A 26,769-nucleotide genomic window follows, 5' to 3' on the forward strand; every position below is an offset into this window, starting at 1 on the left:
AGCCACATATATTATAAATGTATAAAATGGAAGAGAGCCAGCCTGACTCCTTTCTTCATCTATAATAGCAAAAAGTCTGTAGAGATCCTCTTTGTTCTAGGAAGACCTATCTACAGACTTTTTCGTTAAAAAAAGAATTGTTTTCGCTGATTATACCCGCTTAAATTCAATCCAGTCGATATGCATGCCAGGCTTAATATGTTCAAACTTCATTTCATAAAGCCCTGCTTTTAGCTCTACTTTCGTTTGTTTCAGCTTGATCCATTTGCCTTCTGTACCGTTGGTCTGAATGGTTGTTACCACTTGGTCATTCAGAATGAGATTACACGCACTTTGTGACAGCTCTCCACCCGGAGACATCAGGCCGGCAAACATACGATATACGCCTGACTCATTCACTTTCATAATTGTCGAGCCCGATGGAACCACTTTTACCTGCTCCTCTTGCCCTACGATTTGCGCTTCATCTGCTTGCAGAGCAGCATCTGCCTTACATGTCTGGATGTTCTCCTCCGTAACTTGATCTCTAGAGAATACAAGTGCTTGCATCAAAAATCCGCAGATATTCATTGCATTGCGCTGTAACTCACCGCGGGTAAGGGTACCATTTTCAAGTGACTCTATCGTGTTGTCGCCAAAGACATTCGTTTCAGCCCCGTAATTATTAACGACCATATATAGATCATTTTGAGCGCGAGCCATGTAATTTGTATATTTACGATCAGCCGGTCCCCCGTTTATGACATCGTTCATCACAGCCCACCAGTCCGTCATCACAATCCCTTTAAAATCCCACTCACCGCGAAGAATCGAGGTATTCAGATCGTAATTGGATGCTGCCCAATGTCCATTGATTGGATTATACGAAGTCATAATGGAATTCGCTCCGCCTTCTTTTACTGCGATTTCGAATCCTTTTAGATAGATTTCTCGCAAAGCGCGCTCAGATACGACCGCATCAACTTTTGTACGGTACTTCTCCTGGTTGTTGCAGGCAAAGTGTTTCAGCGTTGCATGCGAACCACCCTTACGAATTCCGCGGGTACAAGCAGCTGCAAACAAGCCGGAGATCAGCGGATCTTCGGAGAAATATTCAAAGTTACGTCCATTTAGCGGACTACGGCGAATATTAAGTCCTGGTCCAAGCAAAGTATCGATATTGTTTCGCACCAGCTCTTTGCCTTCCAAAACATATAATTCTTCCACTAGTTCAATATCCCAAGTTGCTGCAAGCAATGTTCCGATCGCAACCTGAGTGGCCTGCTGACCACTGTCCATTCGGATACCCGAAGGGCCGTCAGATGTACAGCCGACTGGAATACCATAGCTAAGAAGACTGTCGCTTACGCCGCCAAAAGCAGATGCTGTTCCCGGTGTAACTAACGGGCTGCTCATACCTTCGCCTCTAATAATAGCTGCTAAATCTTGATCACTGAGTTGTGCTATAAAAGCTTCCATGCTGACTTTCTGCTCATGCACATCACTCAGCTTGTAACCCTGATCTCCTGTTTGATCCCATGTTTTCGGAAGATTCGCTTTGATTCGATCTGCTAAAGAAATTTGACGGGTAGGAACTTCCGCCTCTGTCAATTCATAAACACCGTTTTCTTTACGAACACCCGGCATCATTCTTTTGAATTTTTCTGTTGGCGCCATCGCTTCTTGTAGCTGTTCAACGACAGTAAGTTCCGCTATAAGGTAACCATTCTGTCCATCCACCGATACTTTTTCTACCTGTTTTACACTTGTTCCAACATAAAATAGATAGCTTCCTTCTTCTAAAACATAAGCAGATGGGTATCCCGTTACCCCGCTGTCATCATACGAAGCCATCGAATTCACAGAAAATTGCAGGCTCAAACGTTCGGATTCACCCGGCTGAATCATTTTAGTTTTAGCAAAGGCCGCGAGCGCTTTGGCCGGCTGGCCGAGCTTCCCTTGCGGCGCTTCATAGTAGACTTGTACCGTCTCCTTACCAGCATAAGTATCTCCAGTGTTTGTGACAGTCACCTCAATCTGAATATACTTCGATCCGTCTTTTGTGATCTGCTTAGCTTCTTCAGACTTCACCTGAAAAGTGGTATAAGACAAACCATAGCCAAATTCAAATTGAACCTTATCCGGATAAAACGTTTCAAAGTAGCGGTAACCTACATAAATATCTTCTTCGTAGAGGTTTTTCAATTCATTGCCGTAATTCTGTGTTGATGGATAATCTTCAATAGAGTAGGCAATCGTATCCGTCAACTTCCCGCTTGGTGTTACATCACCGACAAGCACGTCCGCAATTGCATTTCCGCCTTCCATTCCGCCCTGCCAAGCGTAAATCACCCCTGATACGGGATTCACAAAAGTCTCCTCACTCAGCCAGCTCATATCAATGATATTGGATACGTTCAGTACCACAATCGTCTGTTTAAAATGTTTGGTAACGATCTCTAGCATTGCTTTTTCATCACCAGTCAGCTGATAACTTCCTTGTTCATCAGCATTATCTTGATCTTCACCAGCCGTACGACCAATGACGATGATTGCTTTCGCTGATTTCTGTCTTGCAGCAGCTACCAAGTCATCTGTTAAGAGCATTTCTTGTTGATGCCATGGTTCTGCAGCCCAGCCTCCTCCACCATTATCGAATGGATTCTCTTCAATCCACTTCTCATATACGGATGCCAGTTCTTCATTAACGGTAATTTGTTCCTTAGCTCGGAGTCCATCTAGCAGATTTGTCGTGTATACGACATTGACACTTCCGCCTGATCCTGTACCGCTTCGATAGTAATTTACCTGAGTGCGACCAAAAACGGAAACGTTTTCGGAAACCTGTATAGGAAGAACCATTCCTTCGTTTTTTAAGAGAACTGCACCTTCTGCCGCAACTTTTCTACTGAATTCTGCAAAACCTTCTAATGGAACTCCAATAAGATGTGAACTCAAATGATTTCCTCCTGATCTGCCCTATTCTAGTAATAGGAATATGTAATGATGTGATTAGGTATGAATGTAGAGTCACGTCATTCCTGTTGTATGCGCTTGCATGTTGTTTTGAATGCGTCTACTGATTTTATAATAACAGATTTCTTGGAATTTAAAAGCTTCTATTTTTTACATTATGTTCTAATCATCTTGTTTTGAATCGTGGTCCGAAGGACAGAAAATGCTGTATCCATCAGTGATAAAGTTTACAATAATAAAAATTTAATTTATTTATGAATGCACGTTTTCTGCGCCTAACAGTCTAAATAAAAGTCCCCTGAAAGTGAATATAACAACTGTTTGTAACACCTCTAAGTTCCTTATTTTTACGAGGATGCTCTCGAAAATCGGCAAGAATGCTTTTTTCACGTTCACAAATTAAACACCAGGAAACTCTAGAAAGTTTTTTAGTTTCGTGATATGCTAGATTCATAAACAAGAACAGTCCTTTGTTGCTGGTACCCAAGAAAGAACGTTCACATCTTTTTCTACTAAAATCAGCTTTTCTATTTTCAAATTCATTGAAATGTGTGAATAATTTCACAATACTATTCTTTTAATTGGAAGGGAGATATTTAATATGATGAACTGGTTTGATCAAATACCTGTAGAGAAAATTTCGGAATGGAGACAACATCTTCATCAACATCCTGAACTCTCTTTTAAAGAATTTAAAACTTCTCAATATATTTATGATACGTTATCCACTTTTCCTAATCTTGAATTAACACGCCCTACCCCAACAAGTGTAGTTGCTACCTTAGTCGGCAGTGCAGGAGATGGAAAAACGATTGCACTTCGAGCAGATATGGATGCTTTACCTATTCAAGAAGAAACCAATGTGGATTTTAAATCCGTTAATGACGGTGTAATGCACGCTTGCGGACATGACACTCATGTTGCAATGTTACTTGGAGCAGCAAGTGTCCTATCGGGTATGAAAGATAAACTAGCCGGAACCGTTAAATTTATTTTCCAACACGCAGAAGAACAAGTGCCTGGCGGTGCTCAAGAACTCGTAGATGCCGGTGTACTTAAAGACGTAGATCAGATCTTCGGTATTCACATTATCCCAAGATTAAAAACAGGCTCTCTTGGAATTGTAAAAACGGGTTATACCACTACTGCAGCTGATGGATTCTTCTTGAAAATCCAAGGCAAAGGATCTCACGCTTCTACACCTGAATTGTCGATTGACCCCATTGTAGTCGGCAGTCATATGGTTATGGCGCTTCAAAGTATTGTATCTCGTAATGTTCCAGCAAGTGAAATGGCGATCTTAAGCATTGGTGAATTCCACAGCGGCCAAGCTGCAAATATTATTGCGGATACAGCTACATTAAGCTGTTCGATTCGTACGACGAATGAAGAAATTCGTAATCTTATGGAAAAACGTGTTAGAGAAATCGTTGATTATGTAGCTGCTGCACACGGTGCTACGGTTGAACTTGATTATGTTCGTGGTTATTCAGCTGTATACAGCACGCCTGAACTCGCTGAATTCGCTTATCAATCCGCTACGAAAGTTCTGGGAGAAGATCTAGTCTATGAATCTCCTATGCTAATGGCAAGTGAAGATTTCTCTGCTTATACGAAAGTTATTCCAGGCTGCTTCATGTTATTAGGCGGCGGCTTAGAAGAGGAAGGATGCGGTTATATGAACCACCATCCTAAATTTAGAGTAATGGAAGAAGCATTGGTTAACGGTACAAAAGTTGAAGTTCAATTAATCTTGGATTTATTGGGTCAAGAATAAAGACTATCCACATCTAACTCGGGAAGGTGCAACTCATGGCTAAAAACAACAAAATGTTCTATGGCTGGTGGATTGTAATCACAGCCTTTATGTCAATGACATTCCTTTTCACACCCATTGTTAACTTAATCTCTTTTTTTACAGACCCTGTATCACAGGAGCTCGGGATTGAAAGATCTCAGTTCAGTCTATACTTTACCATCGTTACATTAGTTGGTTTAGTAGCGGCTCCGATCGCGGGGAAAATACTTAAAAAAGTGAATATTCGAGTTTTTATGACGGTATGTACCCTTCTAGGTGCACTATCATTTGTTGGTTTTTCTTTTGCAAGTAACATCTATGTATTCTATGCTCTATCTGTTCTTCAAGGTATTTCACTTATCGCAGGATCGATTGTTCCCTCTTCCGTACTCATTACGAACTGGTTTAATGAGAAACGCGGATTAGCACTCGGTATTGCCTTGTCAGGTAGCGGCTTGGGCGGTATTATTCTGAGTCCAGTCGTAAGTTCCTTAATTAGTTCAGTCGGTTGGAGAACAACCTACCTGATCATTGGTATTATGATTGTCGTTACTATCGTTCCACTGACTGCATTTGTTGTCAGATTCCACCCATCGGATATGGGTTTGACACCACTTGGTCAAGCACCTACGAAAGATAAAAATCAAGTGTTAACAGGTATGAACCAAAAAGATGTATTAAGAACACCATCCTTCTGGATCTTGTGCGCTGCCATTATAGTAACAGGTATTGTTGCTAATACCATGATTATCAACCTTGCTCCATTCTTGACAGATATCGGTGCTACTTCGTCAAGAGCCGCATTTTTATTATCTTTGGGATCGGCAATGGTCATTGTCGGCAAACTGCTCGTTGGCAGAATGTTTGACAAGATGGGATTAACACTTATGATCATCTTCTTAGGAATTTGTAACTTACTCAGCTTTGTGTTCTTAAGACATGCAGATGCGCAAATTCCAGGTATTCTTTATGCAACATTCACCGGATTTGGTGCAACTGCACTTACGATTGCTCCATCTTACATTACTGCTTACCTATTTGGTGAAAAAGATTTCAGTTCGATCTTCGGAACGGTTTCTATGTTCTCCTCCTTAGGTACTGCACTCAGTGCCGTATTTGGCGGAGTTGTATATGGAATTAATAATTCTTATGGCTTAGTTTTAACTGTACTCATTGTACTTTCTTGTGTAAGCGCCGGTTTGTACTTCCTTGCAGCTAAAACCAAACCTAAATATGAATCTGTCGCTTCCCAATAAAGAGAACCAGCAGTTCGGAAGTAATGCTTACTGAAGTATATACCGAAGAAACAACCCATCTCCTCCCTTTTCTAGATTGATAACTATAACGCTAACTACAACGATTTTGCCATTTTCATTGGTTGGTTGTAGTTAGCTTTTTTAATAGGACTGATCTTAATAGAACGGTCAATAAAGTTTACAGCATATGAGGTGCACACCGTGATACTAACAAAAGAACAATGGAAAATTGCGATAACGGTTTTAATTATGGGCAGTTTTGTCTCTATGGATAAAAATATGATTTCGATGACTGTTATGGCCTTGGGTGATCAATTCCACTGGTTGCCGAATCAAACGGGAATTATTCTGAGTGTCTACTATATCGGATTTACGTTAATTACAATTCCAGGAGGGTGGCTGGTAGATCGATTCGGGTATCGCAAATTCATTTTATCCACATTGTTTATCCTCATTCTGTTTACTATCTTCTTTAGTCTATCCAGCTCATTAATTGCACTGGCCCTGATGCGGATGGGCGTTGGTCTTGGGCATGCAAGTTATACAACAGGTACTCCCAAAATTATAAGCACAAATTTCGACGGGGAACATCATGCTTCTATTCAGTCTAAAGCACTTGCCACAGCAGGAGTTGGCGGTGTCCTCGCATTTACTATCGGAACTCAAATAATCGGTAGTAATTGGCGAGTTGCTTACTGGTTAATCGCTGTTTTTTACACTGTCTTGTGGTTGATGATGTTTATACTTGTGAAAGAAAAAGAGCAATCCCCGAAAAGAACACAATCCAAGAAGTCTGTATCTCTTTTTGATGCATGGAAAGAAAAAAATGTGCTCTATATCGCACTCGGCATGTTATTTACGAACTTAGTAGCTACGGGAGTCATCTCCTGGCTGCCATCCGTCTTAAAAGCTAACTTTCATATGATGGACAACACAAAAATCGGATATCTACTAACGAGTAATTCTATACTTATGGCAGTTGCTACGATGGCGGCTGGCATTTTGATCAAAAAATATTTTAAACAGAAGGAGAAAACATTCATTACTCTTTCTTCTTTGGCTGCTGCCGCCTGCCTAATCGGGTTTATCTATTCGACTCATTTTGTTATCACTGTTCTACTCTTGTATGCCATTTCGATCTTACTTATGTTCGCCTTCACAGCCTATATGGTATTGCCGTATCGCTTAGTATCCAATCAGATCATCGGCTCCTCTTTCTCTGTCATCAATATTGGAGCATTTATGGGAGGAATTATTGCACCTATCATCATCGGCAATCTTGTCACTGAATCAGGCGGCTCCTTTGTAACTGCCTATATCGCAATGAGTATTTGCTTGGTCGCTGCAAGTATTGTTCCGTTTTGTATAAACCTGAAACAAACGGTTAATTCTTTAGCAGAACCATATAAATAAGTAGGATCTATATATATGTGCGTTTTTTACCATTTTTACCGGAGACTTTAATCTGTATAATAAGGTATCTCGGTATTTATATTTCCTGTATATAAACTTCACAGAGGAGGTGCTGATATGAATACGGAACAACGAATTATCGAAGAAGGAAAAAAGTTAATTGATGAGTATGGATTTCGTAAATTCACGATGCATGAACTGGCAGATAATTTGCGAATCAGCAAAAAAACAATCTATCTCCATTTTAAAGACAAAAATGATTTAATCAGCTCGATCTGTGATTCGTTTATCGCTAATGACCGAGAGGAACTGAACCGGATCATTCATGAGAAACATGATTATGTCGAAAAACTGCGCGCTGTTTTTTATCTATACAACATCCAGACGCTTCGCAAAAGACATCTTAATGAACTGAAGAAATATTTTCCGGAGGATTGGGAGAAATTTAGAGCGTTTAGTGAAAATCGAAGAGAATGTGTTCGAGAAATCTATCGTGAGGGAGTTGAAAAAGGGGTCTTCATTCCTCAATGCCCTACTATTCCGAATACACCTACGCCAGTGGGTAAAGATCAAACCGTTGATCTACTCATCTTCATTTTATCTTCGGTTATTAATCATGCCTTTGAATCCGAAATGACAGATTATGATTTTGATGTGAACACGATGCTAATTTATTCTTACGAAATGCTAATTCAGTTGTTCCTTGTTAAGGAATAAGTGACGATGACATGCGCGGAACTTTTGACGCTTCAAAGTATATGGTTCCCTGAAGAACATATAAACACCAAATGAGCCAAGCCATTATATATATGGCTTGGCTCATTTGGTGTACGAATAAAAGTTAGAAATAAAAAAAGCCCCAAACCTAAAGTTTGGGACTTTTGAAAACTTGATACTACAGTTTTACAACATTCTCAGCTTGTGGACCACGTTGTCCTTGTGTGATGTTGAATTCAACACGTTGACCTTCGTCCAAAGATTTGAACCCGTCTCCAGTGATTGCGCTGAAGTGTACGAATACGTCGCTTCCGCCTTCAACCTCGATAAAGCCAAATCCTTTTTCTGCGTTAAACCATTTTACTGTTCCTGTTTCCATTGTTATTACCACCTAATTTTTAAATTTACATGAAATTCTTACCTTTAATAAAAATACACATAGGGGACAAGGTTATTATTAGAAGAATAACCCTCTACGCTATGCGGATTTTCTTAGGTCAATCACTTCAATAAACTTATTATAGCACATCTGAGGACATTTAGCTACTCATTCAATCCGGTATAATGTGGAAAAATTTTAGATAGGTGCTATTTCTAATCGTTTCTTCGCTTCCATAAGCGATGGTCCCATGTAAATGAGTGTACCATTGCTTATTCTTAATAGGGCTTCTTTATGATTGATCTCGGCGATATAGTTCACGACTTTTATAACCCTTGCGAAGGATCATTTTCATCTCTTCACGCCGTTTTTCTATCGTTTCCTCTTGTTTTGCACTGTAGATATACCGCGCCCAATCTTTACGATACCCAGGGGTTAACGATTGGTAGAAGGCAAGCAAATCCGGCGTATCATAGAGATCCTTTTCTACACTTGGTATATATGAAATATAATCATCTACATACCCGCTTGGTTTGGAAGAAGCCTTCTGCTTGTTCTTCGCATCTTCTTTGAGTCCAACTACAGTAAAGATGGAGTCCAATCCCACCATTCGCGCAAACTTTATATTACTTGTCCCGACGTAACCATTCTCATCACTGCCAAGCCCTTCTAACAATTCGTCACGATGAATAAATGTGGGGTAGACTTTGTTTCCCTTTTTAGGATACGCTGCAAAGAGATATCCACCTGTCTGAAGATGCTGATTCGCAATCACACGATCTACCAGAGCTTTTAACGAATCCATATCCAGTACAAAAGCAAATATGAGATCATATGCATGATGATCTTTAAGCTCTGTATCATAACCCGTTAATTCCGCTAAGTAATTAGAGCCTTCTGGGGCATCCAAAACAGCGACTTCATTGTATTTATGTAAGTTTAATTTTTCCACGATGGATTTAGCCATATATTTGATAACTCCTCCGTTCATCATGATGCCTGTATTCGAGCATAGGTCACTTTTGTTGACAAACATTCTCTCAAAAGTTTTGGCATATGTTCTAACTACTATTCATGTACTATCTAAAAGCGATAAGATTAGCTGATCCACCTCGTCTATATAGACTTAAATAGATTTTTAATGCAAATAAAAAAAGCCCTAAACATAATGTTTAGGGCTTTCTAAAGCTGATATTATAGTTTTACAACATTTTCAGCTTGTGCGCCACGTTGGCCTTGAACGATGTTGAATTCAACACGTTGTCCTTCGTCCAAAGATTTGAATCCGTCTCCAGTGATTGCGCTGAAATGTACGAATACATCGTCTCCGCCTTCAACTTCGATAAAGCCAAATCCTTTTTCTGCGTTAAACCATTTTACTGTTCCTGTTTCCATTGTTATTACCACCTAATTTTTAAATTTACATGAAATTCTTACCTTAATAAAAATACACATAGGGGACAAGGTTATTGTTTTTAAAGAACAACCCTCTACGCTATGTGAATTCGCTAGGTCAATACTTCAATAAACTTATTATAGCATAGCTCCAAATAAAAAGCTACTCTTTTTATATAATTATATTGTTTTTGTCGCTATAAAAGCGTGACATTCACTGAAATAGTTCTCCTGCTGATCTTCCTAACTTATGATAACCCTTTATTTATAGTGCTCTTTTTAGTGATGTCATTTTATGATATTTGCATTATTGGTTTGGTTGTATTATATTATTGATACATCAAACATTGATGGGTCAATAATTGACGGATCAACCAAATGAACATACCGAAAGAAGGAATACACTATGCATAACAATCAGAAAACAAACGACTTTAATGAAATTACACTGGGACGCCGTTCCATTAAAACTTATGACCCTACCGTAAAAATTAGCCGTGAGGAAATGTCAGAAATCATAGCGAAAGCCACACGTGCTCCTTCATCCGTCAATTTGCAACCATGGCGTTTTGTAGTTATCGATAGCGAAGAAGGAAAAGAAACACTTAGTCCTCTTGCGAAATTCAACAAAGATAAAGTCATGAGTTCTTCAGCGGTAATCGCTGTTTTTGCTGATATGGATAACTTTGATTATATCGAAGAAATTTATGAAAAAGCTGTTGAGTTAGGCTATATGCCTAATGAAGTGAAAGAGGGGCAGATGAATGCAATCAAGCAATTTTATGATGTTATGCCTGAAACAACATTAAGAGAAACCAACGTATTAGATGCAGGTCTTGTCTCCATGCAGCTTATGCTTGTTGCACGTGCACACGGTTACGACACCAATGCGATTGGTGGTTATGAGAAGGATCAAATTGCTGAAGTATTCGGCCTTGATAAAAATCGTTATGTACCGATTATGCTCATTACGATCGGCAAAGCAGCTAGCGAAGGCTTCGAATCCTACCGCCTGCCTGTTGAGACGGTAACCACTTGGAGATAATCTAACCAATAACCTAGATCTATCAGTTGTAGATTTTAGAACGGTAATAACCGATAACAATAAACCCAGACTTTAACGGCTCATCTATCTGAATCTTCGTAAATTCAGTAGCGAGTTTGTAAAAAGCTGTTCTTTATATAAACCTCGTTCCTTGTTTACTCAGGGAACGGGGTTTTTGTGAAGAAATCTAAGTTACACCCAGATCCCATCCATACCTTCACTGGAGAGTCGTATATGTAATTTCAAATAAAAAAAGCCCTAAACATAATGTTTAGGGCTTTTTAAAGCTGATATTATAGTTTTACAACATTTTCAGCTTGTGCGCCACGTGGCCTTGAACGATGTTGAATTCAACACGTTGTCCTTCGTCCAAAGATTTGAATCCGTCTCCAGTGATTGCGCTGAAATGTACGAATACATCGTCTCCGCCTTCAACTTCGATAAAGCCAAATCCTTTTTCTGCGTTAAACCATTTTACTGTTCCTGTTTCCATTGTTATTACCACCTAATTTTTAAATTTACATGAAATTCTTACCTTAAATAAAAATACACATAGGGGACAAGGTTATTGTCTTAGAAGAATAACCCTCTACGCTATGCGAATTTTCAGGTCAACAATTCAATAAACTTAGTATAGCATAGATCCAATTAAAAAGCTACTCTTAATGAGAAAATATAATAATTCTATATCTAAGGAATCATATTAAATGCTGATAAGTCTATGAACTTTGCTAAGTTTGAGTTGCCTTCAACGACATTGAACTCGACGCGATCGCCTTCATCCAATGATTTGTAGCCATCTCCAACGATTGTGCTGAAATGTACGAACACATCGTTTCCGCCTTCGATCTCGATAAAGCCAAATCCTTTATATTTGAGGCACGAAGTTTAAAAGATAATATAATCGTTATCCTATTTTGGATAACACAAAAAGGCAGCTGTCCTCTCCATCTTAAGGAACAGCTGCCTGGGCAGATTCATAAAGCTAGCTAATCACTACGCCTGAACACCAGTCTGGTAATTAAGCAACTGTCGGAAGGTACCTTTACTTTCCTGAGACAATTGCTGATATCCACCTTGTTGAATAACGTTGCCCTCTTCCATCACGATGACCTGATCGGCATTGCGGATCGTGGATAGCCGGTGTGCAATAACGATAATCGTCATTCTTCCCTTAAGAAGCTCCAGCGCATCTTGGATAAGTCGTTCATTTTCACTGTCTAGCGCACTGGTTGCTTCATCTAATACAAGAATTGATGGACGCTTCAAGATAGCCCTTGCAAGAACGAGCCGCTGACGTTCTCCACCCGATAAGCGGATACCACGGTCACCGATAATCGTGTCTAACCCTTGCGGAGACTTACGAATAAATTCATCCGAGGCAGAGAACTTCAAGGCTTCCCATAGCTCAGCATCGTCTGCATTAGGAGCAACAAGCTTTAGGTTGTCCCGGATACTCTCATTGAAAAGAAATGGATCCTGTGCCACGTAACCGATGGCTCCGCGCAGTCCGAGAAGTTGCTGATCATCCCGAAGTGATACCCCGTCAATCAAGACTTCCCCGTTTTCCGGATGAATTAACCCCATGAGCATATCGATAAGCGTACTCTTGCCAGCACCGGATTTCCCTACAATCGCTGTCATGCGATTTGCAGGAATATGAACATTAATATCCGTTAAAGCATATACAGATGAAGTTGAATCATACCGATAATCAACATCCCGGCATTCAATTCCATATTTCATTCGGAACCCATGGGGGTTAATACCAGCTGTTACATCTTCAAGTTCCTGGTCTACCTCATATTCCATCTGTAACTTACGCATAGCTCGAAACGCAGGCAAATTAGAAGCAAGCTGCTCTGTATTCGATTGTATACTAATAAACCTTGGCCATAGACGTGAGAAAATGAGAATAACTACAATTAATTCCTCTGGTGGCGTATAAAACACCTCAAGCGCCAGATATACGAAGCCCGCCACCAGTATAACCGAGGAGAGTCGATATATGAGCTGGGACAAAGAATTCATCTTCCCAAATTGGATAAAGTTATCTTCCATTCTTCGAGATAAATTTTTAAACCAGTGGATATGAGACTGCTCTAACCGATTGCTCTTGATATCCTTAATTCCATTGAAATGATCATTAATTCCCGCAAAGTAATACTTAGACAGCTCTGTTGTCTGCTCCCCAATATGCTTTGATTTCTTAATAAACCTACGCCCGAATAGAGCAAGCAGCCCGCCACTAATGAGAACAACAATTGTTAACATCGGTGACAACCATAGAGCAAGACCAATCTGTATTATTGTGAACAGAACGGAAGTGATCATTTGCAAGAATAAAGATGTTCCGTAATTCACACGCCCGAGCTCATTAGACATCACATGATTAAAATCCGACTTCCGTCTCCGTAAGAAAAACTCCCACTTCGCCTGCAGCAATCCCTGGTACGTCTCCACCCGAAGTGTACGGATAAAGCCCTGTAAAATCTTCGCATTCAATAAAGTCTGACTCCGCTGAAGCAGTGCCTGTCCCCCAACAATCATGACATATAGCGCCAGCACCATCGGTAAATTCAGTTCAAATGACCATGAATTGATGAAGTCTTGTAGTAAGGAGATCAGCGGTATCCCATCCAAATTGGTGTTAAATATACCTATAATGCTGAGGAGAGGAACGATCAAATAAATTCCTATACCATCTAATAAACTGATGAACAATGTCATGGACATATTTATGTATAACTTCATACCTGCGAAATGGTGCATTTTACGAATAAAATAAAATAGATCCTTCAATATACATAACTCCTTGTGCGGATGACGGATCACCGCTTCATGGGCGATAAAATTTCTCCCTTTACACTCTTCCCGAAAATCCCTACAACAGCATACCTTTCATGGCCTTCTTTACCCGTTACAATATATGGACCACTGCGTAGCCAAGCGTGAGCAGCCATTTGCCCCTTCTCATCCCTGCCACTCCCCAGATAGAGCGTGCTTGGTATCCCTCTTCGTTCAAGCATCTTCATCGCAGCGACCGCCTTAACCAAACACTGACTCTCCCATAAAGTAAGACGGCTCATTACATGGACTGTCCTGGAGATCTTACGCAATAGCAAAAGGTCCTGTTCCGTATAGCCTGTAGAAGGGGTTTCCTTCATATGCTCCCCTAAAGAGGGAGCTACCTTGGAAAAGGGAAGCAGCTTAAACACCCTCCCCCAGGCAAGGTAAAAATAAGCCTCAAAGAACATCCGCTTCATATCTAATGGATATGACATAAACTTGCGTGCTTTTGTATAGAGACGCATTACTGCTGTTTCACCTGCACAAGCCCCTCAGAGATAAGCTGCTTCAGAAATGTATGTACTTGCTGCTCGCACACCTCGGGTTCGATCTCATACTCGGTTACTAGTTGCTCAACCATGCCAGCGATGGTCACTGGAGAAGAAGCCAATTCCCAGATTCGGCCGCCGATCAGACCCAAATTATAATACTTACCGTTCTCGATGCTCAGCATCACCTTTTCGCCATCCATATCACTAACCAAGAAACCTTCGGATTGTACGATAAGATCGTCCGCTGTAATGAATTCAACGCTCATGGAAAAGAGCCTCCCTTAGAAATAAATGATACATTTTGTATCGATTATAGCAATGGTGTCCCATTTTGTATATATGATTTATGTGAAGTATGGGGTCGTGGGAGCTACTGCAGGATCGGATGATGAATAACAAAGATAGCAATTCACTGCGATATCTCTTATCCTTTTAAGTCAGCTGTTCTTTTGAAATATCTTCGGACCCATAGGAAAGGTCTCAGAGGAAAATAAAGAAAATAAAGCTGTTTAGGCAACGGCAACATCAGCGCATCCTGTGAACTAGGCTGAAACTTATTTAATAGATAAGTTATTTTTTGTTGTCCCGACATTAATGAAAAAAGATAGCGGTTATAGTGCAAAGCCACACTTTTTTCTGGTACCGGGTTCAATCTTACGATTCTTTTAATGTAGTGGAGTGCCATACCTGCTAGTCGATGCGACCTCGAACTGATCGTTACACTTTCCAATTCACGAGGAATCTTTGTTGAGAAGAGAAGCGCTAACAGGATAAAGGCCTGTCCTGTGTACTGCTGACCACCATACTGCTCAAAATGTTGTTTCATATCCTTGATGTTTATTTGAGGAAGCAACCGTTCGATATCCATCAACCAGCGTAGTCGAAACCAACCGTGTCTAGCTCCATGGTCTGTAAGGTAGTAGAGTAAATCCTCATTCCCTAAATAGTGAAAGGTATGATTCGACAGACTCACGTCATTCTTTCGTTCCCACAATTTATCGAAGGAGTATGACTTACTGTAATGAGGGTTTAAACGCCAGTGAATTTCAATTTGTGTGGCATGTTTTGTATGCTCGAAGGAAAGATGGTGCGTTTTCTTCTTCCAATTACTCAAAACATGCTCATCCATTAATTCATAACCAAGCTGTACAAGTATCTCGCCTGCCTTCTCCACTTCATCCTCAGCAACGAGTATATCTAGATCTTTAGATGTTCTATGTGCTAAGTCCCCATAAAGCTGGGTAGCCAAAATAGGTCCCTTAAGCAAAAGATTACGTACTCCACTGTCCTTCAAGGCTTCGCAAATATGACTCATTTCCCGGCTAAGATGTAGCATTTTCATAGTGTTCTTATGGTACTCGACATGGAGTGTTTCCTTAACTTGAGCTGGAATAATAGAAGAGCTGAGTCCTTTCAATTTCAAATGCACAAGAGGATGCACTCGGTGATGTATAACGAGCTTTATAAACAGTTTCCAGTCTAAGTCCGCTGTATACTGCTGAATGTGCACCTCATCTTGATCATGGTCACACAAAATAAATAGTAAAAAGGACAACTCTTTCGAAATGTCATTCAAGTCAAGCTTATTCGCATCTTCTAGTATCAATGACTCCACCTCCTTAATCGTAAAATTGTAACGAGCTTAAAGTTAATAATTACCTTTCACTTCCATAAGCTTTGATTCGTTTTTTCTTGCTCTGAGCTGGCCATCAATACTAGACTGCAACCGTGTTATAAATATATCCTCACTGAATTTCTCAGCATGCTGACGAATCGATTTTGGTTTCCATTCATATTGATCAAAGCTTCCAATTACTGCAGACAATGAATCTACCGACTGTTCCTCAAAGAATAGTCCTGTTTTTTCTGATACGACCGTGTCGAGAGCCCCTCCCTCATGGTAGGCAATGATTGGCCGACCACATGCATTCACTTCAAGTGGCGTTATTCCAAAATCTTCAATACCGGGAAAGATTAGCGCTCTGCAACGCTGCATATAGCGAACGACATCTTCATCACTTTTTCTCCCAAGAAAAGTAACCGTATCACCAGCTAGCTGCTCAAGTCTTTGCCGATCCGGTCCATCTCCCACAATGAGCAACCGCCTACCTAGATGGGTGCAGGCTTCTACGGCAAGATCAATTTTTTTGTAAGATACTAATCTGGAGACAACAAGGAAATAATCCTCTGAGTTCTCTTCATCGATGCTAAACCGACTAATTTCTACCGGAGGGAATATAATTGACGCATTCATTCCATACCATTGTCCGATCCTTTGTTTTACGATACTAGAGTTGGCAATGAGGCAATCCACCTGCTTAGAGTTCTTCTTATCCCATACCTGAAGAGGATAAGTGAACCATTTTGCAATCCGTTTCACGAGATTCGGCACTTGCACGCTATCCATATAGGATTCGAAATCCCACGCAAAACGCATAGGTGCATGGCAATAGCATACATGGGTGCCTTGGCGTCCTTTTCGTGCACCTTTTGCATAAGCACTGCTAGAACTGAGTATCAAATCATACCCTTTTACATTCATACTCCGTACTGCAAAAGGGTATAGCCAGAAAAACAACTTAAATTTGCTTAGTATTCCGGGTATGCGCTGCATCCAAGTTGTCCTGATATCGGCATCTTCCAATTCTGCAAGCAATTTATCTCGATCTACAATCGTTGTATAAATAGGGGCTTCAGGGAACATTTTGTGGAATACTGCAACGACCCGCTCCGCGCCCCCCATCTGGTTCAAATAATCATGTACAATGGCTACTTTCAGCTTTCGCATTATACGATCTCCTTTTCCCGCTGACGCTCTATTAATTCGATGCCAGGTCTCGTCAATAGCTTCTTGTAGATTCGTTCAACTTTCTGAGATGTTTGCGTAATGGAGAACATCTCCTTTGCTCGTTCCTGTCCGTTGTGACTGAATGAAGACCATATACCCTGATCATCTAGTACCTGACGGATGTAATGTGTCAGTTCATCCGTATTTCCAATTTCATATATGAACCCGCTCATTCCATGTTCAATGATCTCAGGTACGCCCCCGCCTCTTGTCCCTATTACAGGAGTTCCTTGGGACATGGCTTCAATAATGACTCGGCCGAAAGGTTCATGATCTGAACATAATAAAAGGAGATCTGCAGCACAGCAGATCTCCAATACATCTTCTCTAAATCCTGTAAATTTCACTTTATCTTCAAGGCCCAAAGCTGTAACCTTCTCTTGTAAACTACCCAGATAACGTTCATTCTCTTCCCTGAACTTGGCCTCACCTATGATCCATAAAACAACGTTTCGGTCCTCACGAACAAGACTCGCGAATGATTCTATGGCATCTTCTTGCCTTTTCCATGGAGCGATTTGACCGATAATGGCTAGCACTTGTGCCTCCTGCGGTGTTGTTAATTCTGAACGGATACTCGCTTTAATGATTTGTTTCTCCTCACTCGTATAACTCTTAAGTTCTACACCGTTATGCACAAGGTAACACCGTTCAGCCAGAGAAGGATGTTCGATCCCTTGAATAACAGACTCAGAGATTCCAATGATTGCTTGAGCGGTACTCCCTGCAAGTCGTTTGATAAGTTTCCCAATAATACCTTGAGGTGGCATATCTCGAACATGCCATACAACAGGAAGGCGGTGGTACCACCTGAATAATCCAGCCATCATGCCAGCTCTTATGGAATTGGCATGAATGAGGTCCACCTGACTTTTTCTCATTAGAAGAGCAAGCTTCCATCCTGCCCATAACATCCCCATCATATAGATGACAAGGAGAAACGGATTTTTGGTCATCCGCGCTCGGTAACTAGGCAGAGCAACAACTTCGATCCCTTCACTCTGTGCCTTCTGCAGCAGCTCCCCCTCCGGGGCAAAGATAATTGGATGTGCTTCCGTTAAATTTTTTGCGGTGAGCAAAAGACTGATCTCCGCTCCACTAACCATGCTTGTATGATTATAAAAGGCTATTTTCATTTTCTGAATACCTTTCTTTTTTCAACTTCTTCTGTAAAGACTTCAGTAACAGATTCTGCCACTCTACTCCATGTATACCGATTCAATACATGTTCTCTGCACGCTTCCCGTGAAGGAAGGAAGGAATCCTTATTCAGAACATCAATAATCTTCTTGCTTATCGATTCAGAGGTTCCATCTTTGAACATCAATTCGTCCGATACCTGATGTAATATCTCTTTCGTTCCTCCATAAGGCGTACCCAGCACTGGGGTGCCACAAGCAAGTGACTCAACAGTAATAAGGCCAAACCCCTCTAGCGTGAGTGTTGGAACCAAGCTAATATCGGCAGCTTGGTAGTACTGAACGAGCTCCTCGTTCGAAATCCTCCCAAGCAATTTAACATGAGAAGAAAGACCAAGCTGACGAATGAGCTCCTCATATTCAGCCCGCATGGGTCCATCTCCACCGATGAATAATCGGACATCAGAATGTGCACGAACGACATCTGCCATCGCATGAATCAGACGATCGATACCCATTCTGCGAACTAGTCTTCTGATGCAGAAGAGCACCGGTTGATTCGGAACGATACCTAATTGCAATCTCAATTCATTGCGATTCGGATGGGGTCGAAATCGGTTGTGATCGACCGCGCCGGGTATGATATGTATTTTTCTCTCATCGACACCATAGGTTTCGGCCAATACATCCCTAAAATACTCACTGAGTACGATAAAGCTATCGGAACGGCGGTAGGTTAGTTGCTCTACTTGTTTTTTCAACCAGAATTTAGCTTCTTTTATGGCGTTTATCGCTGTATTTGTCTGTTGTACCTCTGTTTCCAACGCCCAAGGGCCATGAAAGTGTGTAATGATTGGGATATGGGGTGGAATCTCTTTCCTAGTGACCATCGTTGTATAGAATGCAAAGTGGGGATTGAACACATCTGGCTGAAAGGATCTCACAGCTTGATTTGTATGCTTTTTAATTAATTTCATTCGAGGTAGATAATGATTTATCTCCATTTCATGTGTAACATTTTTGATATTGAGATCAGTACTTATTTGGGATCCATGTGGTGCAACGATGAAGCCAAGTTCAGAATGTCCATGTTCTTTCATGGCACTAGAGTAATCAGCAAAATAACGGTTCAGCCCTCCGTACTGGATATCTATCCAGCCCATTCCAGTAGACAATACATTCATGATTATCTCTCTTTTCTTCAATATGATTTAACTGATTAGTAATTTTTCGTAAATCTTTAGCGTATCTCTAGCCACTCTTTCTACTGAATAATAATCCAGTCCTGTCAATGCTCGTTTCCGGTATTGCTCTCTGACTTCGGAATCTTGCAACATTGTCAAGATAGCTTCCGCCATTTTCACAGGTGACTTTGGAGGTACGAGTATACCTGATTCGCCGAAATCAAGAGCTTCTGGAATTCCATCAACATCTGTTGCGACGATCGCACAACCCGCTTCTCGAGCCTCAATCAATACTAATCCAAATGATTCTTTATGCGAAGGTAATACAAAAACATCAGCAGCCCTCATATAATTGTGGGGATTAGATTGGTAGCCTAGGAAATGAATATTATTTCCCTTAACTAATTGGTTAGCTTTTGATTCAAACTTAGATCGGTCAGGACCATCTCCTATAAGATACAAATTTGCATCAGGATATTCATTCGCAACGATTTCGAATGCTTCAATTAAATCATTAATTCCTTTTCGTTCATACATGCCGGCCACAGTTACTATGGATAGCCCATTAAGCTGAACCTCTTGCGACACTTCCTTCCGTGAACTTCCAACTGTTCCATTCAGTACTGTACATAACTTTTTCTTCTGAACGCCTCGGTCTATCATTGCCTTAGCTACAGCCTGACTTACCGCAATTACAGAATCTCCAACCTTCATAATATCCGCACTTTTTTGAAACTCATTATGTACATGAGTAACAATTTTATATTTCTGAAATCCTTTCAAAATCCGCGATAACAGTGCCCCCGTCATCATATGTGCGTGTATAATATCTGGCTTAAATTGTTTTACTAACTTCCTGAAATCAAAAAAAGCCTGCATTATCTGTGCGGGCCTTCGGGTCTGATCCAATTTATAATGTTGAATATTATTCTTCTGTAGCAATTCTATATATCTTCCACCTTCAGATGCAACCGCTACATTATGACCTAATTTCGCCTGCTCGCAAGCTAAGTCAATCATGACATTGACAATTCCGTTGCCGGACTGATTGACATGATTGGCTATATGAAGAATCTTCAAGCTATCACCCCACAAATTACTTTTATTAAAGCCAGACTTTTTGTTTATAGATTGCTTGATATAAATGACTAATTATAGACTTACCTAGACATTTTCTTTACTAACAGAAGCTTTAGTAAATTTGTTCTTCAATGCATTAAGAAAAATTCTGTATAGATCTGCGACATCCTTCCATCTCGGTAACATGGTTAAAAAAGAAATGTTGATGATCCGCTTTCTATACTCATTATAAAAAATATAAAATCTCACTATACTTGATAAAGTTGTAACAATCGCTGCCCCTTCTAATTGCCAACGAGACAAAAACACATAAAGAAATGAAGCAGTACAGATGAGAACTATAATCTCAACCTTAGTATTAATAAATGTCATCCCTGCACCGTTTAGAGCATTTCTGTACGTGTTTGATACACTATTAAATATAACACTTGGTAATAAAATCAAGGCGGAAATGGTAGCTGATTTGAATTCCTGACCATAAATTAACGGAAGAGCGAAGGGAAGTAAGCATGCCAATCCGCAGGAGCAAATTCCTATTAATACAATCGACTTTCGAATAATCTCTATAACGCGAGTATGAACCTTAGATTTTTCTTCAGCTGTTAACATAGGTTGAAGTGTAATTCCTATTGTTGAAGTTATCGTGTTTAATGGAGATATGGAACTTTGTGCTGTTGAATATATACCAAGTGCTGAAGGATGGAGAAACACTGACAATATCATCTGAGTAGAATTGACCGAGGCGAGCCCCGCTACATTACCACCATGTGATTTAGAACCGTATTTAAATGCACTCCACATTAATTTCCAATCAATATTACGCCCCAATAATTTACTTTTCTTTATTTTTAATAGATTTATAATAAACAAACAGGTGGAGATAATAAAGTAACTATACAATCCTGACACGCTGTTCAACTGCCCCATTAAAAACAAAACTAACATGGAGCAAGTTGTGAGGCTTGGAACAGCTACACGGAGCATATTAGAATACCCGAATTTTTCATCACCCGCCATAGAAGACATAAGTACGTCAGAAAAAGCAGCATAAATAATCCCTAAAAAATAAATCCTTGCTGCTATCACAACTTCTTTACTGTACTCGGTCATTACCAAAGGGACTATTACCAACTCCGCAATAAGTATAGCTAAAGCACAAAAAAATAAAGCGTATACTAAGAAGGTAGTGAAAATCACTTTTCTTGAACTATTATACGACTTCCAATAATACAGAACAGTTTGATATATACCAAAACTCAATGCCCAGTATAATATATTAGACCACATTGTTATTGCAATGTACTGTCCTCTGCCTTCAGTGCCAAGTCCTCGAGCTAGCAATACACCAGACATTAATGTTACACACATTATTATTATTTGACTTCCGAATGTTTGTATAAAACCTTTGAATCTAACATCTTTATTCATAATGTTATTCTGCATGATCCAACTCCATAAAAAATATAATCAAAAAAAGAAATATCTTCTTCATTCGTACCATACATCCAATATTTACTGACAATACAATTTAGAAAATAAGTGCCCCAATTTGAATAAGAATAGGAGAAGTTAATCGCTAAATGAAATTAGACAGCTCCTTCAATAGTTTCCGTTAAGTAGTGCTCAAATCGTTTTGCCATTTCTTCTGATGAATATTCCTGTTTAGCTTTCATCTTGGCATTTAAACCGATGTACTCTAGATTATCTTTGTCATCTAATACCCGTTGTATTGTGGAATATAAATCTTCAATTGATCCATCATAATGAAATCCTGTTTGATTATGATCAATAATCTCTGAAGGACCACCGCTATTAACTGCAATAACAACACGTCCATTTGACATTGCCTCCACAACAACAAGCCCAAAGGGTTCCTTAATCGATGAATTAATGACAATATCACTAGCCGATAGGAACTTAGATGTTTCCTTTTGGTGACCAACAAAAATAACTTTATGATTGATTCCCATTTGATTTGTTAATTCAACCAACTCTTCCTCAAAATCATTATCAACCCCAAATAAGGCTCCTCCTACTATCATTAAGTAACATTCCTTATTTGTAATCTGACTAAATGCTTTTATAACATCATCTGGTCTCTTCCAACGTTGAAGTCGACCTACATAAGTAATGACCTGAGCATCGAGCGGGATATTAAATTGTTCTCTAATTTGTTCCCTATCAATCTGATTAAAACTATAATGTTCAGTGTCAATACCAGGATTATTCACCTTAATATTACTATTTTTATAGATTTCAGATTGAGCACTGGCGACAGAAGCTGATGGACACAATATACAAGCGGCGGGAATTCGACTAATAAGAAGATCAAACATAGAGCTTGTGGATGGATATCCATGTTGCCACCAAATAACAGGTTTTTTTATAAACCACGCTGCTACACCTGCATAGATAAATGGTTTTGAAGCCCAACCGACAACTATATCTGCTTTATATAGACGAATGCTATGAATAATTTTACTTACTGTCTTAAAGTATTGAACTATGTTTCGTATTCTTCCAGATTCAATAACTGTAACTTCATAACCTAGAGAACGAATAATATCTACAAGTTGCCCTTGTTGAAATAAAATTACCTGAACATTAAAGTGATTCTTATTCAAATTCTGTAAAGTGGAGATCATAACATTCTCAGCTCCACCAGACTCAGCTACGTGATTTATAATTACCAAATTCCTCTTCAAGGCTTTCCCTCCAAATATGTGCCACTACTAGAATCGATATATTTACCACTTTGCTTAGTCAAAACCAATGAAACAAAAAGCCAAAATAGAACTGCTTGATAGCCTTGTAAGCTACCTCCAAACATATAAGAAACTAAAAGCTGAGCAATAGTCGAAACGGCCAAAGGCCTGTATTCATTTCCTTTCTGTTTATAGACTTTTATGAATAACAGGAACATTCCGATAAAAAAAGCTCCCCCTCCAATAACGCCGAATGTAGCAAACACACCTAAATATCCATTGTCTACACTGTTTAACCCAGCAAAGGCTTCACCATCGCCAAGTAGTGTGCTTCTTCCAATACTTCCAAACCCTCCACCTATAGGATTGCTTAATATTTGTGGCGTTGCAGAAATAACAAGCTGGATCCTTTCTTGGAAAGAATGATCCTCCTGTATATTTTGAAATGTTTGAAATCTTAAGAAGACGTTCTCGGCACCTGGCAATTTACTCATAATAAAGAATAAACACCACCCTACTAGAAAGATGGTAATAATTTTCCCTATTTTTTTCCCTCTTTCCATAAACATAATATAAAAAATCAATCCAATAACTAAAGTAACCCATGCAGAACGAACTAAAGTTATCATCATGGCGGTTGAGATAATTATTATTCCAATCCAACTAAAAGGTTGCCTCCACTTTTTGTTAACAATCATCAATACCAATATCACTCCTAGAAACACTGCAACTGGCCCTTGAGAATTCATGGTAGAAAACATACGAAAGCCTAATGGCTCTGGTCTCCCTATTGAATTCATATTTGCATTCTCAAGCCAAAATTTATCCCAAGGAGGGAGGATAAGATACTGAATCCAGCCATATATTGATACAATTAATGCAATTCCTACTAATATGTTTATCATTTTATTCAGATCAACTTGATTAATAGGTTTGAAGAATAAGTATAAAAATATTAAAGCCGGAGAGATGTAACCAACCAACTCATATATTCCAGCTATTTTATTAAAAACAATACCTAATATTGCAGCATAAGAATAAGCAAATAGTATGTATACATAAAATTTATTGTCATGTAATTCTTGGCGTAGACTCCTGTTCTTATTATTCTTGATTATGCTAAAGATAAGAGTTAACGTAACCAAATGAGGTAGTATTAGAATTAACGAGAACGAATGAAATTCTCCTAGTGACCAATCTATAAGTCGCCTTAATGCAGGGGAAAAAACCCAGCAACCCACGATATACGGTAGAAGCAGTTTATGATCTCTCAGAGACATAATAAAAGCAGGAATAAATACTAATAGCAAACTTCCAATTTGAATCATAAGTTCATTATGGCTAGGAGTAATGAACCCAATAAGTGCTGCAGCAAGTGTTAAACCACAAATCAATGAAAGTTTATTTCTCGATTTTACGAATTGAAACAGATTATCACCCATGATTTCCCTCTCATAATCTATATAATTAGGTTATATATGATAAATACTTCCTAGTAACTGACTCCCAAGATTGATTATTAGCAAAATCGAGTCCTTTCTGAACCATGGATTCGTATTCCCCTAAATTTTGTATTGCGTCTATTATGGACGAGGCCAATGCATTGTCATCAACAATTATTCCGTATTCTCCATTTGCCAATATTTCATTAGCTCCCGGATTTGGAGTTGTGATAACTAACGTTCCACTAGCAAGTGACTCAAGATAAGGAAGCCCAAACCCCTCATAAGTGGAGGGCATACAGAACACGTGAGCTCGACTATACAATTCAGCTAACTCTTGATTAGATAACTTGTTGAAATATGTCACTCCATCGATTTTTTCATCAGGATTACATACCATCCAGAGCTTACAATTTGGGATCTGTTTTTTGATTTTAGATAGATATAGATCACGGACCATACGTCCTCTTTTTCTAGTATCTAGAGCCCCCACAAATAGTATCGTTGGTTCCTCCTCCTTCTTTGCTGGATAAAACAAACTTTTATCTACTGGAAGATATACAACTTCATCTTGCTTCCTTTTCTTATATAAAGTCTGTGTATCTTTTGAATTAAATAAAGTAACTGTAGAACGCATTGAAGAGTACCTTTCTAGAAGATACAGTACAGACAAATTTAATTTTCTAAGTAATCTACGATTATGTTGAAGCTCTCTTATAGCACTTCCATGCATAATACGCACCCAAGTTGTTCCAGACTTACGCATCGCCCAATCATCCCCATTGGAAATAACAAGGTCGTACTCGTTAAATTTAACCTTTCTTCCATTTAACGGAGCTAGGTAGTAACGGTGGAACCGATTGTTAAAATCTACAGATTGTGATAGTGACTTAATAGTATAATTAGTACCTTCTAACGAAGAATTCATTGTTATGGCCGTAACTTCATGCCCCATATCAGAAAGTTTCGTACATAATCTATGATTGAAATGACTGACACCACCTGTTCGTTGATTAGGCACAATCAATTCAAATGCAACTACGGCAATTCGTAATTTTTTCATGTTTTCAATAGAACCTTTTTGCTGAGCCTCCATGTTTTCCACCCTTCGACTCTTCCTTTATATGAAATATATATTTTTTTAAAACTTTTATATTTTTCTCTAGGAAGCATCCTGACAAATTGAATGATCCCTGGTGAAGCCTTACTTCCAACAAGAATAATCCATAATATAAATAACAGTCTTCTGTTCCAATTCAAATGCTTTAGTAAAGTGTATGTCTCATTATGAGCAGTATTAAAAAGGGCAGTCTCATTAAATTCATTCCTCTTGTCCTCATCAAATCTTTCTGCGGGAAAATGATTTACGCACAATTGTGGATCATAGATCAGCTTCCAACCTTTTTTCTTTACAGAAAGACTGATCTCCATTTCGTTGTATACTTGTGCACCTGTACCTTTTAGTTTCTCATCAAACTTCAGCCCTAGAATTGCATCTTTTCGAAAGCTCATATTCGCACCTTTTAGAATATCTACCTCTCGGGCATTACCTATACCAATATGGTGATTACCAATGACCCGACCGTACGCCTTAATAATCCCAACTTTTTTTTTGACAGCCGGAATCGGTTTTCCCCGGGAATGTACAATATCTCTTCCGCCAACTCCGCCGATGTTTTTTTGCGTGAGATAGTAATTTTCAATTTTTTCAAGCCAGTCTACATAAGGAACTGTATCATCATCAGTAAGAACCACAATAGAACCCATGCTTTGCTCTATCCCAAAGTTCAAAGCGGCTATAACACCAATCTGTTCTATTAGAACAACTTTTAAATTTTTTATAGAATTTATTGATAAACACTTTAATGTATACTCATCAGTTTTTCTTACAACAACTATAATGTCATCAAGATATCTAGTGTGTCTTTTTATTCCTTGGATACAGTTCAATAGAGCTTCAACTCTATTATACGTCGGAACAATTACGCTTATGGTCATATTCATTCTCTAAACACTCCATATTTAATATGCTAAATTTGGAAATAAAATAAACTTTATAGATATTAACCTAA

Annotated in this window: 22 protein-coding genes and 2 pseudogenes; 5 read left to right on the forward strand and 19 right to left on the reverse strand. The window is 39.3% G+C overall.

What is annotated here, in order from left to right; genetic code table 11:
* Window positions 1-150 precede the first annotated feature (150 nt).
* Entirely contained in the window at window positions 151-2,937 is a 2,787-nt protein-coding gene (locus ACWPWY_RS17985; protein ID WP_454193061.1) for a glycoside hydrolase family 3 protein, read from the reverse strand.
* A 619-nt stretch (window positions 2,938-3,556) separates the two neighbouring features.
* On the opposite strand from ACWPWY_RS17985, the gene ACWPWY_RS17990 reads away from it, so the two are divergent.
* The 4 genes from ACWPWY_RS17990 (at window position 3,557) to ACWPWY_RS18005 (ending at window position 8,139) form a co-directional block, all read left to right on the forward strand.
* Window positions 3,557-4,732: a M20 metallopeptidase family protein gene (locus ACWPWY_RS17990; protein WP_454193062.1), complete on the forward strand. Its 1,176-nt coding sequence runs from the start codon at window positions 3,557-3,559 to the stop codon at window positions 4,730-4,732.
* 35 nt (window positions 4,733-4,767) lie between these two features.
* Complete coding sequence (locus tag ACWPWY_RS17995; protein WP_454193063.1) at window positions 4,768-6,009, forward strand: MFS transporter; 1,242 nt, start codon at window positions 4,768-4,770, stop codon at window positions 6,007-6,009.
* Window positions 6,010-6,210: 201 nt separating this feature from the next.
* Window positions 6,211-7,422 (forward strand): MFS transporter, encoded by a 1,212-nt coding sequence (locus ACWPWY_RS18000; RefSeq protein ID WP_454193064.1) that lies wholly within the window; start codon window positions 6,211-6,213, stop codon window positions 7,420-7,422.
* 117 nt (window positions 7,423-7,539) lie between these two features.
* Window positions 7,540-8,139 (forward strand): TetR/AcrR family transcriptional regulator, encoded by a 600-nt coding sequence (locus ACWPWY_RS18005; protein WP_454193065.1) that lies wholly within the window; start codon window positions 7,540-7,542, stop codon window positions 8,137-8,139.
* A gap of 178 nt (window positions 8,140-8,317) precedes the next feature.
* Here the strand turns inward: ACWPWY_RS18005 and ACWPWY_RS18010 are convergent, their stop codons facing one another.
* From ACWPWY_RS18010 to ACWPWY_RS18020, 3 genes are all read right to left on the reverse strand, one after another.
* Entirely contained in the window at window positions 8,318-8,518 is a 201-nt protein-coding gene (locus tag ACWPWY_RS18010; RefSeq protein ID WP_160036793.1) for a cold-shock protein, read from the reverse strand.
* 292 nt (window positions 8,519-8,810) lie between these two features.
* Window positions 8,811-9,485 carry a YdeI/OmpD-associated family protein gene (locus ACWPWY_RS18015; protein WP_454193066.1) on the reverse strand — a complete coding sequence of 225 codons (675 nt, stop codon included), beginning with the start codon at window positions 9,483-9,485 and terminating at the stop codon, window positions 8,811-8,813.
* 227 nt (window positions 9,486-9,712) lie between these two features.
* Complete coding sequence (locus tag ACWPWY_RS18020; protein ID WP_160036789.1) at window positions 9,713-9,913, reverse strand: cold-shock protein; 201 nt, start codon at window positions 9,911-9,913, stop codon at window positions 9,713-9,715.
* 406 nt (window positions 9,914-10,319) lie between these two features.
* Between ACWPWY_RS18020 and ACWPWY_RS18025 the strand changes: the two genes are divergently transcribed.
* On the forward strand, window positions 10,320-10,958 hold the full coding sequence (locus tag ACWPWY_RS18025; RefSeq protein ID WP_454193067.1) for a nitroreductase family protein: 639 nt from the start codon (window positions 10,320-10,322) through the stop codon (window positions 10,956-10,958).
* Between the two features lie 293 nt (window positions 10,959-11,251).
* On the opposite strand, the pseudogene ACWPWY_RS18030 reads toward ACWPWY_RS18025, so the two are convergent.
* The 15 genes and pseudogenes from ACWPWY_RS18030 to ACWPWY_RS18100 all read right to left on the reverse strand — a co-directional run bounded on the left by ACWPWY_RS18030 (window position 11,252) and on the right by ACWPWY_RS18100 (window position 26,701).
* Window positions 11,252-11,451 (reverse strand): annotated as a pseudogene (locus ACWPWY_RS18030) (cold-shock protein).
* A gap of 197 nt (window positions 11,452-11,648) precedes the next feature.
* Window positions 11,649-11,828, reverse strand: a pseudogene (locus ACWPWY_RS18035) (cold-shock protein); the annotation flags it as partial.
* A 126-nt stretch (window positions 11,829-11,954) separates the two neighbouring features.
* Window positions 11,955-13,760, reverse strand: coding sequence for an ABC transporter ATP-binding protein (locus ACWPWY_RS18040; RefSeq protein WP_454193068.1), 1,806 nt, complete (start codon window positions 13,758-13,760; stop codon window positions 11,955-11,957).
* A 29-nt stretch (window positions 13,761-13,789) separates the two neighbouring features.
* Window positions 13,790-14,272 carry a lasso peptide biosynthesis B2 protein gene (locus tag ACWPWY_RS18045; protein WP_454193069.1) on the reverse strand — a complete coding sequence of 161 codons (483 nt, stop codon included), beginning with the start codon at window positions 14,270-14,272 and terminating at the stop codon, window positions 13,790-13,792.
* On the reverse strand, window positions 14,272-14,565 hold the full coding sequence (locus ACWPWY_RS18050; RefSeq protein ID WP_454193070.1) for a lasso peptide biosynthesis PqqD family chaperone: 294 nt from the start codon (window positions 14,563-14,565) through the stop codon (window positions 14,272-14,274). The genes ACWPWY_RS18045 and ACWPWY_RS18050 overlap by 1 nt, the downstream gene beginning before the upstream one ends.
* Before the next feature lie 158 nt (window positions 14,566-14,723).
* On the reverse strand, window positions 14,724-15,905 hold the full coding sequence (locus ACWPWY_RS18055; protein WP_454193071.1) for a nucleotidyltransferase domain-containing protein: 1,182 nt from the start codon (window positions 15,903-15,905) through the stop codon (window positions 14,724-14,726).
* A 42-nt stretch (window positions 15,906-15,947) separates the two neighbouring features.
* Entirely contained in the window at window positions 15,948-17,087 is a 1,140-nt protein-coding gene (locus ACWPWY_RS18060) for a glycosyltransferase (protein ID WP_454193072.1), read from the reverse strand.
* Window positions 17,087-18,283: a glycosyltransferase family 4 protein gene (locus ACWPWY_RS18065; RefSeq protein ID WP_454193073.1), complete on the reverse strand. Its 1,197-nt coding sequence runs from the start codon at window positions 18,281-18,283 to the stop codon at window positions 17,087-17,089. Before ACWPWY_RS18065 ends, ACWPWY_RS18060 begins: the two co-directional genes overlap by 1 nt.
* Window positions 18,280-19,470: a glycosyltransferase family 4 protein gene (locus tag ACWPWY_RS18070; RefSeq protein ID WP_454193074.1), complete on the reverse strand. Its 1,191-nt coding sequence runs from the start codon at window positions 19,468-19,470 to the stop codon at window positions 18,280-18,282. Before ACWPWY_RS18070 ends, ACWPWY_RS18065 begins: the two co-directional genes overlap by 4 nt.
* A gap of 27 nt (window positions 19,471-19,497) precedes the next feature.
* Complete coding sequence (locus tag ACWPWY_RS18075) at window positions 19,498-20,550, reverse strand: glycosyltransferase (RefSeq protein WP_454193075.1); 1,053 nt, start codon at window positions 20,548-20,550, stop codon at window positions 19,498-19,500.
* Window positions 20,551-20,634: 84 nt separating this feature from the next.
* Complete coding sequence (locus ACWPWY_RS18080; protein WP_454193076.1) at window positions 20,635-21,993, reverse strand: lipopolysaccharide biosynthesis protein; 1,359 nt, start codon at window positions 21,991-21,993, stop codon at window positions 20,635-20,637.
* A gap of 143 nt (window positions 21,994-22,136) precedes the next feature.
* A complete protein-coding gene (locus ACWPWY_RS18085; protein WP_454193077.1) occupies window positions 22,137-23,255 on the reverse strand; it encodes a glycosyltransferase family 4 protein in 1,119 nt (372 codons plus the stop codon).
* On the reverse strand, window positions 23,252-24,697 hold the full coding sequence (locus tag ACWPWY_RS18090; protein WP_454193078.1) for an O-antigen ligase family protein: 1,446 nt from the start codon (window positions 24,695-24,697) through the stop codon (window positions 23,252-23,254). The genes ACWPWY_RS18085 and ACWPWY_RS18090 overlap by 4 nt, the downstream gene beginning before the upstream one ends.
* Window positions 24,698-24,722: 25 nt before the next feature.
* Complete coding sequence (locus tag ACWPWY_RS18095; RefSeq protein WP_454193890.1) at window positions 24,723-25,793, reverse strand: glycosyltransferase family 4 protein; 1,071 nt, start codon at window positions 25,791-25,793, stop codon at window positions 24,723-24,725.
* Window positions 25,757-26,701, reverse strand: a complete 945-nt coding sequence (locus tag ACWPWY_RS18100; RefSeq protein WP_454193079.1) for a glycosyltransferase family 2 protein — start codon at window positions 26,699-26,701, stop codon at window positions 25,757-25,759. The genes ACWPWY_RS18095 and ACWPWY_RS18100 overlap by 37 nt, the downstream gene beginning before the upstream one ends.
* Window positions 26,702-26,769 lie beyond the last annotated feature (68 nt).

This window comes from Paenibacillus sp. Marseille-Q7038 (assembly GCF_965111595.1).

What these genes read in the sequence shown, in the direction of transcription:
- ACWPWY_RS17990 (WP_454193062.1), top strand. Translation starts at nt 3,557, where the DNA reads ATGATGAACTGGTTTGATCAAATACCTGTAGAGAAAATTTCGGAATGG.
- ACWPWY_RS17995 (WP_454193063.1), top strand. Translation starts at nt 4,768, where the DNA reads ATGGCTAAAAACAACAAAATGTTCTATGGCTGGTGGATTGTAATCACA.
- ACWPWY_RS18005 (WP_454193065.1), top strand. Translation starts at nt 7,540, where the DNA reads ATGAATACGGAACAACGAATTATCGAAGAAGGAAAAAAGTTAATTGAT.
- ACWPWY_RS18010 (WP_160036793.1), bottom strand. Translation starts at nt 8,518, where the DNA reads ATGGAAACAGGAACAGTAAAATGGTTTAACGCAGAAAAAGGATTTGGC.
- ACWPWY_RS18015 (WP_454193066.1), bottom strand. Translation starts at nt 9,485, where the DNA reads ATGGCTAAATCCATCGTGGAAAAATTAAACTTACATAAATACAATGAA.
- ACWPWY_RS18020 (WP_160036789.1), bottom strand. Translation starts at nt 9,913, where the DNA reads ATGGAAACAGGAACAGTAAAATGGTTTAACGCAGAAAAAGGATTTGGC.
- ACWPWY_RS18025 (WP_454193067.1), top strand. Translation starts at nt 10,320, where the DNA reads ATGCATAACAATCAGAAAACAAACGACTTTAATGAAATTACACTGGGA.
- ACWPWY_RS18045 (WP_454193069.1), bottom strand. Translation starts at nt 14,272, where the DNA reads ATGCGTCTCTATACAAAAGCACGCAAGTTTATGTCATATCCATTAGAT.
- ACWPWY_RS18050 (WP_454193070.1), bottom strand. Translation starts at nt 14,565, where the DNA reads ATGAGCGTTGAATTCATTACAGCGGACGATCTTATCGTACAATCCGAA.
- ACWPWY_RS18060 (WP_454193072.1), bottom strand. Translation starts at nt 17,087, where the DNA reads ATGCGAAAGCTGAAAGTAGCCATTGTACATGATTATTTGAACCAGATG.
- ACWPWY_RS18065 (WP_454193073.1), bottom strand. Translation starts at nt 18,283, where the DNA reads ATGAAAATAGCCTTTTATAATCATACAAGCATGGTTAGTGGAGCGGAG.
- ACWPWY_RS18070 (WP_454193074.1), bottom strand. Translation starts at nt 19,470, where the DNA reads ATGAATGTATTGTCTACTGGAATGGGCTGGATAGATATCCAGTACGGA.
- ACWPWY_RS18080 (WP_454193076.1), bottom strand. Translation starts at nt 21,993, where the DNA reads ATGCAGAATAACATTATGAATAAAGATGTTAGATTCAAAGGTTTTATA.
- ACWPWY_RS18090 (WP_454193078.1), bottom strand. Translation starts at nt 24,697, where the DNA reads ATGGGTGATAATCTGTTTCAATTCGTAAAATCGAGAAATAAACTTTCA.
- ACWPWY_RS18095 (WP_454193890.1), bottom strand. Translation starts at nt 25,793, where the DNA reads ATGGAGGCTCAGCAAAAAGGTTCTATTGAAAACATGAAAAAATTACGA.
- ACWPWY_RS18100 (WP_454193079.1), bottom strand. Translation starts at nt 26,701, where the DNA reads ATGAATATGACCATAAGCGTAATTGTTCCGACGTATAATAGAGTTGAA.